We start from the raw sequence: 15,905 nt of genomic DNA on the forward strand, positions 1-15,905 counted from the left end.
TGCGTGCTTCGTTTGATAATTGAGTAGTTCCGCACCACTGTATAGTTCATGACAAACTCGGAAAATATGGGCACAGGCGTGCCAGAAGAAGGAAAGGAACCGGTCGGCGCACATGCGCAGCCGGCTTCGGCTTCTTCGAGCGAGCAGCCTATTGAGAATTATCAGACTGTAGACGAACAGCTGGACGCACAATCTGCCACCGGCCAGCTGCAGGATATGATTCACTCCGACGGTTTCCACCCGGAGCGCTACGACGATCCTGAGGTAGAAATTGCGGCCGATCGTGACAATATGCCAATCGATTGGTCCATCGTCGGCATCGCCGGCGTGCTTGTTGCCGCGATCGTTGTCTGGGGTTTGGCTGCCCCGGATAACTTTGCCAACTTCTCCGCTTCGGCCCTGACCTGGGTAGTCGACAACTTTGGTTGGGCATATATTCTCTTCGGCACCGTCTTTGTGGTGTTCGTTGTCTTCATTGCCGCCTCCAAGTTCGGCTCCATCAAGCTGGGCCGCATTAATGAGGAGCCGGAATTTTCCACGCCCTCATGGATCGCAATGATGTTTGCCGCCGGTATGGGCATCGGCCTGATGTTCTATGGCGCCTCCGAGCCGCTAGCTAACTACCGTGACGGCACCCCAGGCGAGGGAACCGGCAACGTTGGATCTTCCATGGCCTATGCAATGTTCCACTGGACATTGCACCCTTGGGCGGTCTATGCCATCGTTGGCTTGGCCATTGCATACTCCACTTTCCGCATCGGCCGTAAGCAGTTGTTGAGCCAGGCTTTCGTGCCGCTGATTGGCGAGCGTAATGCTAATGGTGCAGTGGGCAAGCTCATTGACATCCTGTCTATCTTCGCCACCGTCTTCGGCACCGCCTGCTCCCTGGGCCTGGGTGCCCTGCAGATTCAGGCCGGACTGAAGGCATCCGGAATCATTGATAATCCCACCAACTCCGTGGTTATCGGCATTGTGTTGGTTCTGACCCTCGCGTTCATCCTGTCTGCGATGTCCGGCGTGGGCAAGGGCATTCAGTATATCTCCAATGCGAATATGGTCCTCGCCGCAGTGTTGGCGATCTTCGTGTTCATCTTGGGCCCGACCGTTACCATCCTGAACCAGATTCCTGGCTCCATTGGTAACTACCTCAACTACTTCACCGAGATGATCGGCCGCACCGCCGAGTCCGAAAACGGCGCCGCCGCTGAGTGGCTTTCCGGTTACACGATCTTCTACTGGGCTTGGTGGGTTTCCTGGTCCCCGTTCGTGGGCATGTTCCTGGCTCGTATTTCCCGCGGCCGTTCCGTCCGCGAATTCTGCTTGGGCGTCCTGCTCATCCCAGCCGGCGTATCCACCCTGTGGTTCGCTATCTTCGGTGGCACCGCCATCCACATGGAGCAAAACGGCGAATCCATCACCGGCGAATCTGCCGAGGAAGAGCTGTTTAACCTCCTGCAGTCCATGCCTGGCGGTTTCGTTGCCGGCATCGTTGCAGCAATCCTGTTGGCTACCTTCTTCGTTACCTCGGCAGACTCCGCGTCCACGGTGATGGGCTCCATGTCCCAAAATGGTGCCGCTACTGCTAAGCCGTGGCTTTCCGCCGCGTGGGGTGGATTGACTGCCTTGGTAGGCCTGACCCTGCTCTTGGCCAATGAGGATGCACTGTCTAACCTGCAGAACGTCACCATCGTTGCTGCACTGCCATTCCTGTTCATCGTGGTTGGACTGATGTTCGCCATCTACAAGGCGTTGAGCGAGGATGTTATCTACCTCGAATACCGCGAGGCACAGCAGTTCCAGCGCAAGATGGCCCGCGAGCGCCGCCTGCACCGCGAGTACCAGCGCACGCAGGTTCTGAAGAAGCGCCGCAACGAACGCCTGAAGCACCCGATGAAGCGGAAGTAAATCGCTTTCTTCGCGGCTGCTCTAAAGCGCCCATTGTTTCCTTAGTGGTAGGGAAGCGGTGGGCGCTTTCTGCTGAAAATGCAGTTCACCTGCGGGAGAAATGTCTGCCCTAATCGTGTGTATAGGAGTCGGCTTCGATAAAGTAGAACCCATGACTGAGTCTGTAGTAGTTAATGTTGCTTGGCCCTACGCCAACGGCCCGCGCCACATCGGACACGTGGCCGGTTTTGGTGTTCCTTCCGACGTCTTTGCACGTTTCCAGCGAATGCGTGGCCGCAACGTACTCATGGTCTCGGGTACGGATGAGCACGGCACTCCGCTATTGGTACAGGCGGATAAAGAGGGCGTTTCCGTTCGTGAGCTCGCAGACCGCTATAACCGTCAGATCGTTACTGACTTGGCCAACCTTGGCCTGTCCTATGATCTCTTTACTCGCACCACCACCCGTAACCACTACTCCGTGGTGCAGGAGCTGTTCAAAGGCCTGTATGCCAACGGTTACATGCTCAAAGAGACCACCAAGGGCGCTATTTCGCCGTCTACCGGACGTACCCTGCCGGACCGCTATATCGAGGGCACCTGCCCAATTTGCGGTGCGGATGGCGCCCGCGGTGACCAATGCGATGAGTGCGGCAATCAGCTCGACCCCGTGGACCTTATCAACCCCGTATCTAAGATCAACGGTGAGACCCCGAAATTCATCGAAACCGAACACTTCCTACTGGATCTGCCAGCCATCAAGGATGAGCTGCAAAAGTGGCTTTCTACCCGCGAAGATTGGCGCCCGAACGTACTGAAGTTTTCCCTGAACCTGCTTGAAGATATGCGCCCGCGCACCATGACGCGCGATATTGACTGGGGAATTCCTATCCCCGTCGAGGGCTGGCAGGACAATAACGCCAAGAAACTCTACGTGTGGTTCGATGCGGTCATCGGCTATCTGTCTTCCTCCATCGAATGGGCGTACCGCACCGGTCAGCCCGAGGCCTGGAAGGACTTTTGGCAGAACCCAGACGCCCGCCACTATTACTTCCAAGGCAAGGACAATATCACCTTCCACTCCCAGATCTGGCCGGCCGAGCTATTGGGCTATGCCGGTAAGGGCAACAAGGGCGGGGAACTCCACAAGTACGGCGAGCTCAACTTGCCTACGGAAATCGTCTCCTCCGAGTACTTGACCATGTCTGGATCCAAGTTCTCCTCGTCCAAGGGTGTTGTCATCTATGTCAAGGACTTCTTGGCGGAGTTCGGCCCTGACGCCCTGCGCTACTTCATTGCCGTGGCTGGCCCTGAAAACAATGACACGGACTTTACCTGGGATGAGTTCGTTCGCCGTATCAATAATGAGCTGGCAAATGGCTGGGGTAACTTGGTCAACCGCACCGTATCTATGGCCTTTAAGAACTTCGGAGAGGTTCCCGCACCAGCAGCATTAGAAGAAAAGGACAAAGAAATCCTGCAGCTGGCGGAGGAGACCTTCGACACTGCCGGTGGTTTGCTGGAGCAGTCCAAATTTAAGCAGGCGATTACCGCTATCATGCACGTCGTCGGCGAGGCCAATGCCTATATTGCAGACCAGGAGCCGTGGAAACTAGCCAAGGATGAGTCCCAGCGCGAGCGTCTAGCCACCGTGCTGTGGACCGCCCTCCAAGTCGTTTCTGACTGCAATGTCATGCTCACGCCCTACCTGCCGTTTACCGCGCAGAAGGTGCACGAAACCTTGGGCCGCAGCGGCGTGTGGGCAGCCCAGCCGGAGGTACACGACGTCAAGGACGATATTCCGGTAGAACTCGTGGGCGCTGGTTTACCGCCAGAGGGCCACGAATATCCGATTATCATGGGTGACTACACCCAGCAGCAGGCGAAGTGGGAGCGCATCCAAGTAGAGCCGGGCACCGCTTTGGCAAAGCCTAAGCCGCTCGTCTCCAAGCTGGACCCAGAGCTGGGTGAAACCGGTCCAGAGTGGGCGCCTGTCTCCAAGTAACACCATATAAATAGCCGCGTTATCGCCCGATTTTTAGGAAGTTAAGGGCATAACGCGGCTATTTGTGTGCTCCAGTGCTGAGGGGCGCGGAGCGGCGGGGAAAAACCTGGCGGTTAGCGCTGGAAATCGCGCTGGAGGTGTACCAGGCCGAGGCGGACGCCGTCTTTGGTATGGATATTCGGCATACGGCCGGTCTCGGTAAAGCCGAACTTTTTATGCAAGGCGATAGAGCCTTCGTTGGTATCGACGATATAGGTGATCATCGTCTGTACGTAGCTGTCATCAGCGGCGTAGTCCATGAGGGCGTCGAGAAGCTCGGAGCCTACGCCCTTGCCCTGGGCGGAGGGAGCAATGTAGACGGAATCTTCGACGGTGCCGTAATAGATGGCAGGGGTCACGAACTGGAAATAGGCGGCCCAACCAATGATTTCATCATCGTGTACGGCTACGAAGACCGGGGAGCCGGCCTCAAACATCTCCTTGAGCCACTTTTCACGGTCAGCCACATCTTCTTGCCAGGTGACCAGGTTGGCGGCGGGTTTCGCTGCGGAGCCGGCGTTGTAGATGGCGGTGAGCGCGGGGGCGTCGGCAAGCTCGGCAGGGCGGATATGCATAGAAATTCCTTTACACCAGAAGTTGTAGGTGGGTGAGGCTCAGCCAACGATCGAACTTGTAGCAAACCTCTTTAAGAATACCCACGTTTTCAAACCCAAACTTTTCATGCAACTTAAGTGATGCCGCATTGGTGGAGACGATGAGGGCGAGCAGCGAATGAACCTTTTTATCGGCGCGCGCCGCCTTTACCAAGGCGCCAAGTAAAGCAGTGCCTACGCCTTGGCCCTGAGCGGTGGGGGAAAGATAGATGGTGGTTTCATAACAGCCTGTCCATACCTGCGGATCGCGGTAGGGGTGGTAGAGCGCCCACCCCAGGTAGTCGCCAGAATCGGACTCCGCGACGAGGCATGGGCAGTCCTTTTCCCACAGCTCGCGTAGGTAGTCTTCGCGCTCTGCGATGCTGGCCGGGGTAGCGCGGAAGATGACGTCGGTGTGTGCGATGGCCCAGTTGAGGGTTTCGGTCATGGCGGGCACATCCGCAAGGCCGGCGGGTCTGATCAACATGGCAGCCAATATTACAATTGCGTGCATGGCTAAAAAGAAGCGACGACCCACTCCCGTTCCGGCACCGGGCCTCAGTGGCCTTATTGATGCGCACACGCATCTTTTCTCGCACAAGGACACCGATGAAGTGCTGGTGAATCGCGCACGCACCGCCGGTATCAGCCGCATGGTGACGGTTGGTGATGACCGCCGCGAATCGGCAGCGGCTCTGGCGACTGCACATGCCTTCCCGGATGTTTATGCTGCCTGTGCCATCCACCCAGTGCGCGCTAATGAGTTGGATGCGCCGACCAAGGCAGCGCTGGAAGAGATGGTGGCGGATCCGCGCTGCGTCGCGGTGGGGGAGACCGGACTGGATGCGTACTGGGTGCAGCATGAGCCAGAGACCACCGCGACCATGGCCCAGCAAGAGGAATCCCTGCGGTGGCATATTGACCTTGCAGTGCGCCATGGCAAGACGCTGATGATCCACAACCGCGAAGCGGATGCGGACTTGCTGCGCATCCTTGCCGACGCCCCCGCTCCCCACACCGTCATGCTGCACTGCTTCTCCTCGCCGCTGAAGGTAGCAGAGGAGGCCTTGGAGCGCGGCTACGTGTTGTCCTTTGCCGGCAACGTAACCTTTAAGCGCAACGCCGAGCTGCGGCGGGCGGCTGCCAAGGCGCCGGCCGGCCAGCTGCTGGTGGAAACTGATGCACCGTATATGACGCCAGAACCCTTCCGCGGCCAACGCAATGAACCGGCTCTTATCGGGCACACATATGAATGCATCGCCCGTGTACGCCACCAGACGGTGCAGGCGCTAGCGGCGGAGGTTAACGAAACCTTTGACCGCGTCTACGGCCTGGGCTAACTCCTGGGTGATGGTTTTCACAATTTCAAAACCCGCTGGCCAGGGGTGGCGTGGGTGTTTGGTGTGGCGGTTGTGTGCTCAGTGAGGCATGTGGCGGATTGGTTCTCGACTTTATGTTGCTGTTATCGTATTGTTATTAATCGTTCGTTTAGGTTTTAGGGATCCGCAGCGCCGCCCACGGTGCGGCAGCAGCAGATCTGAGCAATGCAATTGCCTGCGCGGAAATTCTTGCTGGCCTAAACTCTAATAATTGTTGAAACCTGCACTATCGGAGATTTATTCGGCATGTCACCTCATCAAATCAAGCGCATCAATAACTCCCGCTCGCTGCCACTGCGCCTGGCAACGGGTGGCGTCTTGGGAACCTTGGCCGTGGGCGGCGTCGTTGCCGTTGCGGCACAAAAGGATGTCACCGTGGACGTTAACGGCGACAAGGTGGAACTGGCTACCTTTGCCAAAGACGTTGACGGCGCGCTGGAGGCAGCTGGCGTTCAGGTGAGCGAGGAAGACATCGTCTACCCGGCACCGTCCGAGTCTGTGGGCGATGGCGATGAGATCTCCGTTCGCACCGCCAAGCCGGTGGCCGTGACTATCGACGGCGTGCAGCAGCAGTTGTCCACCACCGACCTCACCGTTTCTGACCTATTGGGTAACTTGAGCGGCGTGGCCAAGGGCGCTTCCGTCAAGTCCGGTGACGCTGACGTGGACCAGGATGCCCAGCTGGAAGAGGGCATGGACCTAGAGGTCGTTTCCCCGAAGATCGTCAAGATTAATGATGGTGGCAAGGTAACTTATACCAAGATTGCTGCTAAGACCGTCGAGGACGTTCTTAAGGCGCGCAATATCGACGTTGATGACGATGATCGTGTCTTCCCGTCCAAGGACACCAAGGTTACCGATGGCATGTCCATCAAGGTGGATCAGGTTTCCACTACGACCTATGACTCTGAGGAAGAGTTCGAAGCCGAGCCTAACTTTGTTGATGACCCGGAGCTGGAAGAGGGCACCGAAGAGGTCCGCGAGGAAGGCGTTAAGGGCAAGCGCGTTATCACTCGCAAGCTGGTGATGAAGGACGGCGCCAAGGAATCTAATGACGTCATCAAAGAAAAGGTGACCGTAGAGCCTAAGGCTGCCACCATCGCCCGCGGCACCAAGAAGGCCGAAGAAGAAAAGCCAGAGGAGGGCGGTAACTCTGGTGCTGCTGCTCCGGCTGTCGCCGATGGCTCCGTCTGGGATTCCATCGCACAGTGCGAGGCTACCGGTAACTGGGCTATCAATACCGGCAATGGCTTCTCCGGTGGCCTGCAGTTCACTCCATCCACTTGGGCCGCATTCGGTGGCACCGAGTACGCACCGGAGGCATGGCAGGCTTCCCGTGAGCAACAGATTGCCGTGGCACAGAAGGTGCAGGCGGCGCAGGGGTGGGGCGCTTGGCCGGCATGTACTTCCAAGCTGGGCCTGCGCTAGACTGAAGCGCTTTATCGCCGCACACCTAAGTGGTGTGCGGCTTTTTCATCTCTTCTACTAAGTTAGAAGGCATGACTGATTCCACCGGCGCCGCGCTTTTGGGCCCCGTAGAGATCCGCGCCCTCGCGGAGAAGCTCAACATTGCGCCCACGAAGAAGCTAGGGCAGAACTTTCTGCATGATCCGAATACCATTCGGCGCATCGTCGCTGCGGCCGAGTTGGATCCCGCAGACCGCGTCCTCGAGGTGGGGCCGGGCTTGGGCTCGCTAACCCTCGGCCTGGTAGAGGCTGTGGAAGAAGTTACCGCGGTAGAAATCGACTCACGCCTGGCTGCACAGCTGCCCGATACCGTGGCTGAGCGCGCCCCGGAATATGCCCAGCGCCTTCGGGTGGTGGAAAAGGATGCACTGCGGGTAACAGAAGCTGACGTCACTGAGCCGACCGCTCTGGTAGCCAACTTGCCGTATAACGTCGCCGTCCCGGTGCTGCTGCACCTATTGGAGACTTTCCCTTCCATTCGTCGCGTGCTGGTTATGGTCCAGCTAGAGGTGGCGGACCGCCTAGCTGCGCAGCCGGGCAGCAAGGTGTACGGCGTGCCTTCGGTCAAAGCGGGATTTTATGGCAAGGTCTCCAAGGCGGGCACTATTGGTAAGAACGTCTTTTGGCCTGCGCCCAATATTGAGTCTGGGCTGGTGCGTATTGACGTCTTCGACTCTGCTCCTTGGCCCGTCACTGACGAGTCGCGTGCTAAGGTCTGGCCGGTTATCGACGCCGCCTTTGCCCAACGCCGCAAGACCCTGCGTGCGGCATTGTCGGGTCACTTTGGTTCGGGAGCAGCCGCCGAGGAAGCATTGCGAGCTGCGGACATCGATCCGAAGCAACGCGGCGAAAAGCTCGCCGTGGAGGACTTCGTACGATTGGCAGGAATCTAATGACCGCCCCCATCGATAGCGAACCATTCGTCTACACGGCGCGGGCTCACTCCAAGGTCAATATTCACCTGGGAGTGGAGGAACCGCGAGAGGATGGGTTTCATGAGCTTGCCAGTGTTTTTCAGTCCTTAGAGCTACATGACACAGTAACGCTGACTGACTTGGGGAACCCCGAGGTAGATAAGCCACGCATTCAGGGCCTGAAGGTTACAGGCCCTCACGCGCAGGGCGTGCCAGAAGACTATACGAACCTAGCGTGGACCGCGGTAAACCGTATCATGCAGTACCTGTACAGCACCCATGGGCCGAAGGCGCTGCCGGAGGTAGCGCTGGAAATTCACAAAGCCATTCCTACCGCCGGTGGCATGGCAGGTGGTTCGGCGGATGCGGCGGCCGCGCTGCGATTGGCCGAGCGCTGCTATGGCGGCTATTACGGCATCGATTTGGTGGGGGAGCCAATCCTAGACGCGCTGGGCGCGGCATTGGGCTCGGATGTTCCCTTCACCTTGCTGGGAGGCACCGCGCTCGGCACGGGGCGCGGCGAGCAGCTGACCCCGATGATGACGCGCGGTACCTACGATTGGGCGCTCATCGCCTCGGACCGTGGGCTTTCTACCCCGCAGGTCTTTCATAAGCTCGATGAGATGCGGGAAAAGGGCCGCGGAGGTGAGCCACACATGGACACCGCGGCGGTATCGCAGGCGCTCATCTCGGGCGATCCGCACCGAGTGGCGCAGCACTTGCATAACGATTTGCAGCCGGCAGCGCTGTCGTTGCGCCCAGACCTGCGCAAGACCCTGGAGGCCGGTGTGGCCGCCGGAGCCCTAGCAGGGATTGTCTCCGGCAGTGGTCCGACCTGTGCCTTCCTTTGCGCTGGGGCAGAAGAAGCTCAGGAAGTAGTGTCCCAAGTGACGGTGGAGATTCCCGGAACCAAGGGAGTGGCTACCAAGGGGCCAGCTAGCGGCGCCGTGGTGCTGTAGCTAGAGCACCGTCATTTCGGTGGGCTCGATGTCGAGGTCGAAGCGGTTGACTTCCTTTTCCTGCAGGAGGTCAATGACTACGAGCTGCTTCTTCTGGGCGTCAGTGATAAAGGCATAGCCATCGGCAGCCTGAAGGATAGGTCCTGGTTGCTGCCATTCCTTGTTTTCCTTCCACCGGGAGATGGCATCAATCTGCTTGGTGATTTCACCGGAATCTGGGTCGATGACGTTGAGTTTGCCGTCGGTGGTCAGCACAAGTGCCTCGCCCAGCGGGCCGCGGGCTAGGGAGCGGAACCAATAAGAAGCATCGAGGTCTACCTTCTTGGCCGAAAAATCCTTGGTATCTACCAAGGTTACGGAGGTAGGGCGTTCGAGCTCTGCGTCTTTGTCGGTCTTATTATCGGCCAGGATGACATCGGATTCTTCCGAACCGGCGGCATTGCCAGAGCGCTGGTAGTCGCCTGCACCGGCATAAGCAGAGGCGTCTACCTTGTGAAACTCCTTGCCATCAAAGACCACCGGGCCGTCCTCGCAGCCAAAGAAAATATTGCCGTTTCCAGCGGCAGCCTCGCCGTGGACACCAGGGCATTTGGTGGTCTCAGTAAGAACTTTGCCCTCCTTATCCAGATGCTGGATGGTGTGGCGCTCGTCCTCGGTGCCCTTAGTGATGACCACCGAGCCATCCTTCAGCGGTACGGCCACGCCGTGGTGTGCGGCCCCGGTGTCAACGGTATTGACTGGCTGGGCGTCCTTTTTGCCAATGTCTTCGGTCTTATAAATCTTTGCCACGCCATCACCATCGGAAAATAGTGCGGTAAAGCCATCGTGGTGGACCACGTGGCCGGCATGCGGTGCCTTAATGGGGGCGTCGCCAAGCGCGGGCTCAGCGGTGTAGTAGTGGTTGTGATCGCCATGGCCCTTGGTGATGCGCCCAGTGTCGTAGGTGAGGAAGCTATCGCCCTTAGTCACCATGACGTGGCGATTATCGCCGGCATCGCTGAGACGAAGGAAGGCATTCATCTTGTCCTCGCCGATTACTTTGCCCGTTTTGGCGTCATAGGCGGTTAGACCATCCGCATGGGAGATAACGATGCGGGTGGGCAGCTGGGCTACCTCGGTTTCTCCCTCTTCGGCTTCAAAGCCTTCGTGTGAGTGTCCGGCGTGGTCATGGCCGTGCTCGTGGTCATGGTCATGGTCGTGTTCATGGGCATGCTTGGCCTCGCTATGTGCGTGGTCGTGGGAGTGCAGTGAGTCCTTTTCTTCCTCGGTGGGGGCAGAGCAGGAAGCGATGGCTATCGCCGCAGTGGAAAGCACGGCGCAGAGAGAAAGTGTGTAGCGTTTCATACATTGGCAGAGTATTGGACTTGAAAATCAATAGCAATAGGTTGCAGAAATGCGGGGGTACAGGCAGGGAGGTATTAAGATGGACACTCGTTATGGCAAACCTGATTAACCTCGAGCAAGTCAGCAAAACTTATGGATTAAAAACCCTTTTAGACGGGGTGTCCCTAGGTGTGCAAAGCGGCGATCGCATCGGCATCGTCGGCGTTAATGGCGGTGGCAAAACCACCTTGCTGGAGGTACTTACCGGCATCGAACCACCCGATGCCGGCCGCGTATCCCATACCTCTGATCTACGCATGGCCGTGGTCACCCAGCGCTTCGATCTACCCGATGAACTGACCATCGCCCAAGTCATTATCGAACCCCTCGAACTGGAAACCTATGAGTGGGCATCAAATGCCAAGGTGCGCGATGTCTTGGGCGGCCTGGGCATTGTGGATTTGGGATTGGATACCCCAGTTGGCTCACTCTCCGGTGGCGAGCGCCGCCGCGTGAACCTAGCCGCCGCGCTGGTACAGGACTTGGATCTCGTGGTGCTCGATGAGCCCACCAACCACCTTGACGTGGAGGGAGTGCAGTGGCTCGCAGATCACCTCCTTAAGCGCAACTTGGCCGTAGTCGTGGTCACCCACGATCGCTGGTTCCTCGACACCGTAGCCACGTGGACCTGGGAAGTCCACGATGGCGTGGTTGATACCTACGAGGGCGGCTACAACGATTGGACCTTCGCCCGCGCCGAGCGCGCCCGCCAGGCCGATGCCATGGAACAGCGACGCAAGAACCTCGCCCGCAAAGAGCTGGCATGGTTGCGTCGTGGCGCGCCTGCCCGCACGTCCAAGCCGCGCTACCGGATTGAAGCTGCCGAGGCGCTCATCGCAGACGTGCCGGAGCCGCGCAATAAGGTCGAGCTCATGGCCTTTTCTAAGCAGCGCCAAGGCCGCGTGGTCATCGAGCTTGAGGATGCCACCGTGAAGTCCCCAGACGGTCGCACCTTGGCGGATCACCTTACCTGGCGCCTAGCCCCCGGCGAGCGCATTGGTTTGGTAGGCGTCAATGGCTCCGGCAAGACCACGCTGCTGCGCACCCTGGCCGGCGAATACGAGCTGGCGGCCGGCAAGCGCATCGAGGGCCAAACCGTGCGCCTTGGCTGGTTGCGCCAAGAGCTCGATGACTTGGATCCGCAGCGTCGGCTTATCGACGCCGTCGAGGACGTTGCCACCTATGTCCAGCTCGGCAAAAAGGAACTTTCTGCCTCCCAACTTGCTGAGCGCCTAGGGTTTTCCGCCAAGCGCCAGCGCACCCCGGTGGGGGATCTCTCCGGCGGCGAGCGCCGCCGCTTGCAGCTCACCCGCGTACTGATGGCCGAGCCCAATGTGCTGTTGCTCGATGAGCCCACCAACGACCTCGACATCGATACCCTACAGGAACTGGAGTCTCTCCTTGACTCTTGGCCGGGCACGATGGTGGTTATCTCGCACGATCGCTACCTCATTGAGCGCATCGCGGACAATACCTATGCGCTCTTTGGCGATGGCAAACTCACCAACCTTCCCGGCGGCATCGATGAGTACCTGCGCAAGCGCGCCGCACTTGAGGCGCAACACAACTCCGGCGTGCTCAACTTGGGCGAAAAGAAGCCAGACAGCTCTGCTCCTAAGCCGGAAAAGAAGCTCTCTTCCCAGCAAGAGCGCGAAATCACCAAGAAAATGAACGCGCTGGAGCGCAAGATGCACAAGCTCGAGAAGGCGGCCGCGCAGATTAATGAGAAGATGGCGACTGCCGCGGAAAAGGTCGACACTCAAGCCTTGACCGAGCTAGACGGAGAACTAAAGGACAACCGTAGCGCCTACGAGGAACTGGAGATGGAATGGCTAGAGTTGGGGGAGAAGCTCGAAGGGTAGAAGCCCGCATCGCCGATATCGTCGGCCACCTTGACCTGTGGGGCATTATCGGCGCTGCGGCGCTTTTTACCCTAGGCCTTACCCCATCCCTCCTGCCGCGTGACTGGCTCTACCAAGGGCTGGTCTCCGGCATTGCCGCAGGACTTGGTTATACGCTGGGTATTGCCCTCAAACACGTGTGGTACCGCCTCGTAGTGCGTTATGCGGCACCACGGTATTCCTGGCTCGATGCCACCACGTGGCCGCCCCGGCGCTACCGCCTTGCTTCTCGCATCGCCACCGGAGTTTTTGTGCTGTGGATGGTGGGCTTTGCGGTCTTCGCCGTGCGCTGGCAGCGTCAACTTGCAGATGCCCTAGCCGCCCCAGCGCCGACCATTGCCAGCTATCTTCTTGTGGTTCCGCTCGCTCTTGCAGTATTCACTGCTTTCCTTTTTATTCTGCGCGTGCTGCGCTTTTGTGTGCGTTGGCTCTCCAGCCACTTTCCCCACCGCTTTCGCGCCGCCTACCGCGTCGTGGGTGCGGTGCTCATCGTTGCCCTAGTGGGCACGTATACCGTGGAAAACCTCATCCCTGGCGCCATCGTTGGCGTGGGCGAGAGGATCTTTACCGCTCAAAACGCCGACCCCGATCCCGCCATGAAGCGGCCCATGTCCGCAGAGCGCAGTGGTTCCCCGCAGTCCCGTGTGGACTGGAACGGCGTGGGCCTGCAGGGCTCGCGTTTCCTTTCTTCCGGTGCGCACCGCGCGGAATTGGAGAAGGTAAGCGGAAAGCCTGCCAAGGAACCCATCCGCGCCTATGCCGGATTGGGCAATCGTGACTCGAATGAGGAGCGAGCGCAGCTGCTCATCGACGAACTCGAGCGCACCCACGCCCAAGACCGCAAAGCCCTGCTTCTCATTATGACCACCGGTACGGGCTGGGTGTCTTCCTATTCTGCTCAAGCCTTCGAACTACTCTACGGTGGCGATACCGCCATTGCGGCTGCCCAATACTCCGCTATGCCTTCCGCCCTGCACTTCCTATCGGGCGGTGGCCAGGTAGAGCGCGCCGGGGAAGAGTTCATCAACCCCATCGTGGACTGGTGGAACGGTCTGCCAGAACGCAAGCGCCCGAAGCTCTACTTATACGGCGAATCCTTGGGTACTACGGGCATCGAAGCAGCGTTTTCTGGAGTGCGTGATATTGCCAATTCTGTGGACGGAATCCTCCTTACCGGCCCGCCGCACTTCAATCGCCTGCGCACGCAATTTGTGGAAAGGCGTGATCCCGGATCCTCCGAAATTTCCCCCGAATACGCCGGAGGCCTCGTGGTGCGTTTTGCTAACGATGACGCGCAGGTACGCCAGTGGGGACCGGTGCCGGAAGAAGAGTGGGGACGCACCCGCATGCTCTATATCCAACATCCCTCGGACCCAGTGGCCTGGTGGTCTCCACAGATGGCTTTCAAAGAGCCGGATTGGATGCGCGAACGGACGCCGTATTCTGCCGAGCGCGTGATGCGATGGATGCCCATCATCTCCTCTCTCCAAGTGGCGGCCGATCTGCCCGGTGCAAAAGACGTTTCCGATGGGCACGGTCACAACTATGGAGCATCGGTACTTGATGGCTTTGCCGCCATCGCAGGTCCAGACGTGGCAGGAGCCATCGACCCCGATGAGCTACAGCACGAATTCGCCGCGCTCGACGTCGGCGTTTACTAGGTGTTTAGCCAAACAGGGCCGCGATCGCCAACATCGCCGGCAGCGAGAGGAAGGTCGTGAGAAAAACCGTATCCCGGGCTACGGTTTCTCCTACCTCATAGGTGGCGGCATAGTTGTACACGTTCTGTGCCGTGGGCAAGGCAGCCAGAATTAACGCAGCATACAACTCCGCGCCGTCAAGACCTAGCGCTGCACCAACGGCCAGCGCGATAGCGGGCATTCCCACCAACTTCAATACCGTCGCGGTAATGGTGGGCAGGCGGTCTTCCTCCAGCAGCGCGTCGCCCTTTAAAGAGGCACCAAAGCTCATGAGAATCATGGGGATAGAGGCGCCGCCCAGAATCTCCAGTGGCTTCATTATTACTTCCGGTACCTGCCACCTTGCCGCGGAGACTATGAATCCCGCCACCGCTGCCAACACTACGGGCGCGGTAACCCCTGAGACTACGGAGCGCCATATAGATTGCAGGCTTGTACCCTGCGCATTGAGCCCCGCGATGATAAACGGAGAAAGCACCGCCATTTGCAGAACTAAGGCCGGGATAGCATACGTGGCATCACCAATGACATAGGTAGCGATGGGCAGACCGATATTGACTGAGTTGTAATAGCTTGCCGCTGCGGCACCGGCCATGGTTTCGGCACCGCTGCGGGAAAAGAATAGCTGGCTACACAGCCAATACAACGCCATGGTGGCGATGGATGCAGCAGCTATAACAGCCACCACTGGGGACACGAAGGCAGAGGTATCGGATTTAGCCACGCTGGAGAAAATGAGTGCCGGCGTGGCCGCCCAAAAGGCCGTTCGATTGAATTGCAATCGTGCCTCGCCTTTGCCAATAACGCCCCTGTGCGCCAGCACAAATCCCACACCGATGACTACGAAAATGATTGCAAAACCGGTCAATACGTCCAGCAACAGTCAACAACCTTTCGCAGTACTAAAGAAAAATTCGCTGTGGGCAATTGTCCCATTATCTCTGTCGGTCATAAGACACGGGGGACCATAACAAAGTTGTATCGAAATGCCTGAGCACCACGGAAACGCCTTCCACACTGCTTGTGCTTTATGGCACGGTGGAGGGCATGAAGCTTTCTCACCGCGCAATCGTAGCCACCGTATCCACCGCTCTTGTCGTCACCGGTACTTCCACCGTGGCCTCTGCTCAGCCGGCCTTGCCGCCACAGATCCAGCAGGCTTCTTCGCAGGCTCAGCAGCTTTCTTCTGATCCTTTCGCCGCTTTAGAAGATTTCCGCCTCACCCTGCCGCCGCAGGCCTATGAGCTGGCTGAGAAGTACAATATCCCGCTGCCAGAATTCCTCGCCAAACCGGTGGGCCAGGCGCCCAAGGTTGCCGGCCAGCTAGGCGCCGCCACCACCGCCCACCTCGAAAAGGCTGGGCACCATAAAGATGCGCGTGCAGCGGCTATCGCCCAGGAATGGGCCAATCAAGGTGCTGCCGGCAAGCTTGAGTACAAGGGCGGCATTGCTCACGGTTTGAATCACAAGGACGAGGGCCAGGGCACAGTTCGTCGCCTTAGCGAACAGCAGGCGCAAGATCGCCTGAACTGGTTCAACCGCGATGTCCCGGTCAACGCTGCTCCCCAGCACGGCTTTGGCGTGGCAACCGCCTACGACGGGATCTACATCTATGTTGCGGAGTTCTTCCTCAACTAAACTTTTCCCCAAGCCTCGATTCCGCCGCGTTCTTAGCATTCAT

The 15,905-nt window shown here is 58.6% G+C and carries 13 protein-coding genes; 9 read left to right on the plus strand and 4 right to left on the minus strand.

From position 1 onward, the window contains the following. Positions 1-48 precede the first annotated feature (48 nt). Both MHK05_RS05095 and metG read left to right on the plus strand, forming a co-directional pair. On the plus strand, positions 49-1,905 hold the full coding sequence (locus MHK05_RS05095) for a BCCT family transporter (protein ID WP_023021960.1): 1,857 nt from the start codon (positions 49-51) through the stop codon (positions 1,903-1,905). A gap of 151 nt (positions 1,906-2,056) precedes the next feature. Then, positions 2,057-3,889 (plus strand): methionine--tRNA ligase, encoded by a 1,833-nt coding sequence (gene metG / locus MHK05_RS05100; RefSeq protein WP_239205260.1) that lies wholly within the window; start codon positions 2,057-2,059, stop codon positions 3,887-3,889. A 113-nt stretch (positions 3,890-4,002) separates the two neighbouring features. On the opposite strand, the gene MHK05_RS05105 is transcribed toward metG, so the two are convergent. Both MHK05_RS05105 and MHK05_RS05110 read right to left on the minus strand, forming a co-directional pair. Further along, positions 4,003-4,503, minus strand: coding sequence for a GNAT family N-acetyltransferase (locus MHK05_RS05105; protein WP_023021958.1), 501 nt, complete (start codon positions 4,501-4,503; stop codon positions 4,003-4,005). 10 nt (positions 4,504-4,513) lie between these two features. Continuing rightward, the gene (locus MHK05_RS05110; RefSeq protein ID WP_239205262.1) at positions 4,514-5,008 is read right to left on the minus strand and encodes a GNAT family N-acetyltransferase; all 495 of its coding nucleotides are present in this window, start codon (positions 5,006-5,008) and stop codon (positions 4,514-4,516) included. Between the two features lie 25 nt (positions 5,009-5,033). Between MHK05_RS05110 and MHK05_RS05115 the strand changes: the two genes are divergently transcribed. The 4 genes from MHK05_RS05115 (at position 5,034) to MHK05_RS05130 (ending at position 9,240) form a co-directional block, all read left to right on the plus strand. After that, positions 5,034-5,861 carry a TatD family hydrolase gene (locus tag MHK05_RS05115; RefSeq protein WP_232212582.1) on the plus strand — a complete coding sequence of 276 codons (828 nt, stop codon included), beginning with the start codon at positions 5,034-5,036 and terminating at the stop codon, positions 5,859-5,861. Positions 5,862-6,146: 285 nt separating this feature from the next. Beyond that, positions 6,147-7,328: a resuscitation-promoting factor gene (locus tag MHK05_RS05120; protein ID WP_023021955.1), complete on the plus strand. Its 1,182-nt coding sequence runs from the start codon at positions 6,147-6,149 to the stop codon at positions 7,326-7,328. Positions 7,329-7,399: 71 nt separating this feature from the next. Further along, entirely contained in the window at positions 7,400-8,260 is an 861-nt protein-coding gene (gene rsmA, locus MHK05_RS05125; RefSeq protein ID WP_200287930.1) for a 16S rRNA (adenine(1518)-N(6)/adenine(1519)-N(6))-dimethyltransferase RsmA, read from the plus strand. Next, complete coding sequence (locus MHK05_RS05130) at positions 8,260-9,240, plus strand: 4-(cytidine 5'-diphospho)-2-C-methyl-D-erythritol kinase (RefSeq protein WP_239205264.1); 981 nt, start codon at positions 8,260-8,262, stop codon at positions 9,238-9,240. Before rsmA ends, MHK05_RS05130 begins: the two co-directional genes overlap by 1 nt. Here MHK05_RS05130 and MHK05_RS05135 read toward each other — a convergent pair whose 3' ends face one another. Further along, positions 9,241-10,584, minus strand: a complete 1,344-nt coding sequence (locus MHK05_RS05135) for a hypothetical protein (protein WP_239205266.1) — start codon at positions 10,582-10,584, stop codon at positions 9,241-9,243. 92 nt (positions 10,585-10,676) lie between these two features. Here MHK05_RS05135 and MHK05_RS05140 point away from each other — a divergent pair, with 92 nt between their 5' ends. Next, positions 10,677-12,485, plus strand: a complete 1,809-nt coding sequence (locus MHK05_RS05140) for an ABC-F family ATP-binding cassette domain-containing protein (RefSeq protein WP_023021951.1) — start codon at positions 10,677-10,679, stop codon at positions 12,483-12,485. After that, complete coding sequence (locus MHK05_RS05145) at positions 12,452-14,185, plus strand: alpha/beta-hydrolase family protein (protein WP_200287920.1); 1,734 nt, start codon at positions 12,452-12,454, stop codon at positions 14,183-14,185. Before MHK05_RS05140 ends, MHK05_RS05145 begins: the two co-directional genes overlap by 34 nt. Positions 14,186-14,189: 4 nt before the next feature. On the opposite strand, the gene MHK05_RS05150 is transcribed toward MHK05_RS05145, so the two are convergent. Beyond that, positions 14,190-15,104 (minus strand): AEC family transporter, encoded by a 915-nt coding sequence (locus MHK05_RS05150; protein ID WP_239205268.1) that lies wholly within the window; start codon positions 15,102-15,104, stop codon positions 14,190-14,192. Positions 15,105-15,271: 167 nt separating this feature from the next. Between MHK05_RS05150 and MHK05_RS05155 the strand changes: the two genes are divergently transcribed. Further along, positions 15,272-15,862, plus strand: a complete 591-nt coding sequence (locus tag MHK05_RS05155) for a hypothetical protein (RefSeq protein ID WP_239205270.1) — start codon at positions 15,272-15,274, stop codon at positions 15,860-15,862. Positions 15,863-15,905 lie beyond the last annotated feature (43 nt).

The sequence above is a fragment of the Corynebacterium nasorum genome (assembly GCF_022347325.1).
Lineage (GTDB): Bacteria > Actinomycetota > Actinomycetes > Mycobacteriales > Mycobacteriaceae > Corynebacterium > Corynebacterium kefirresidentii.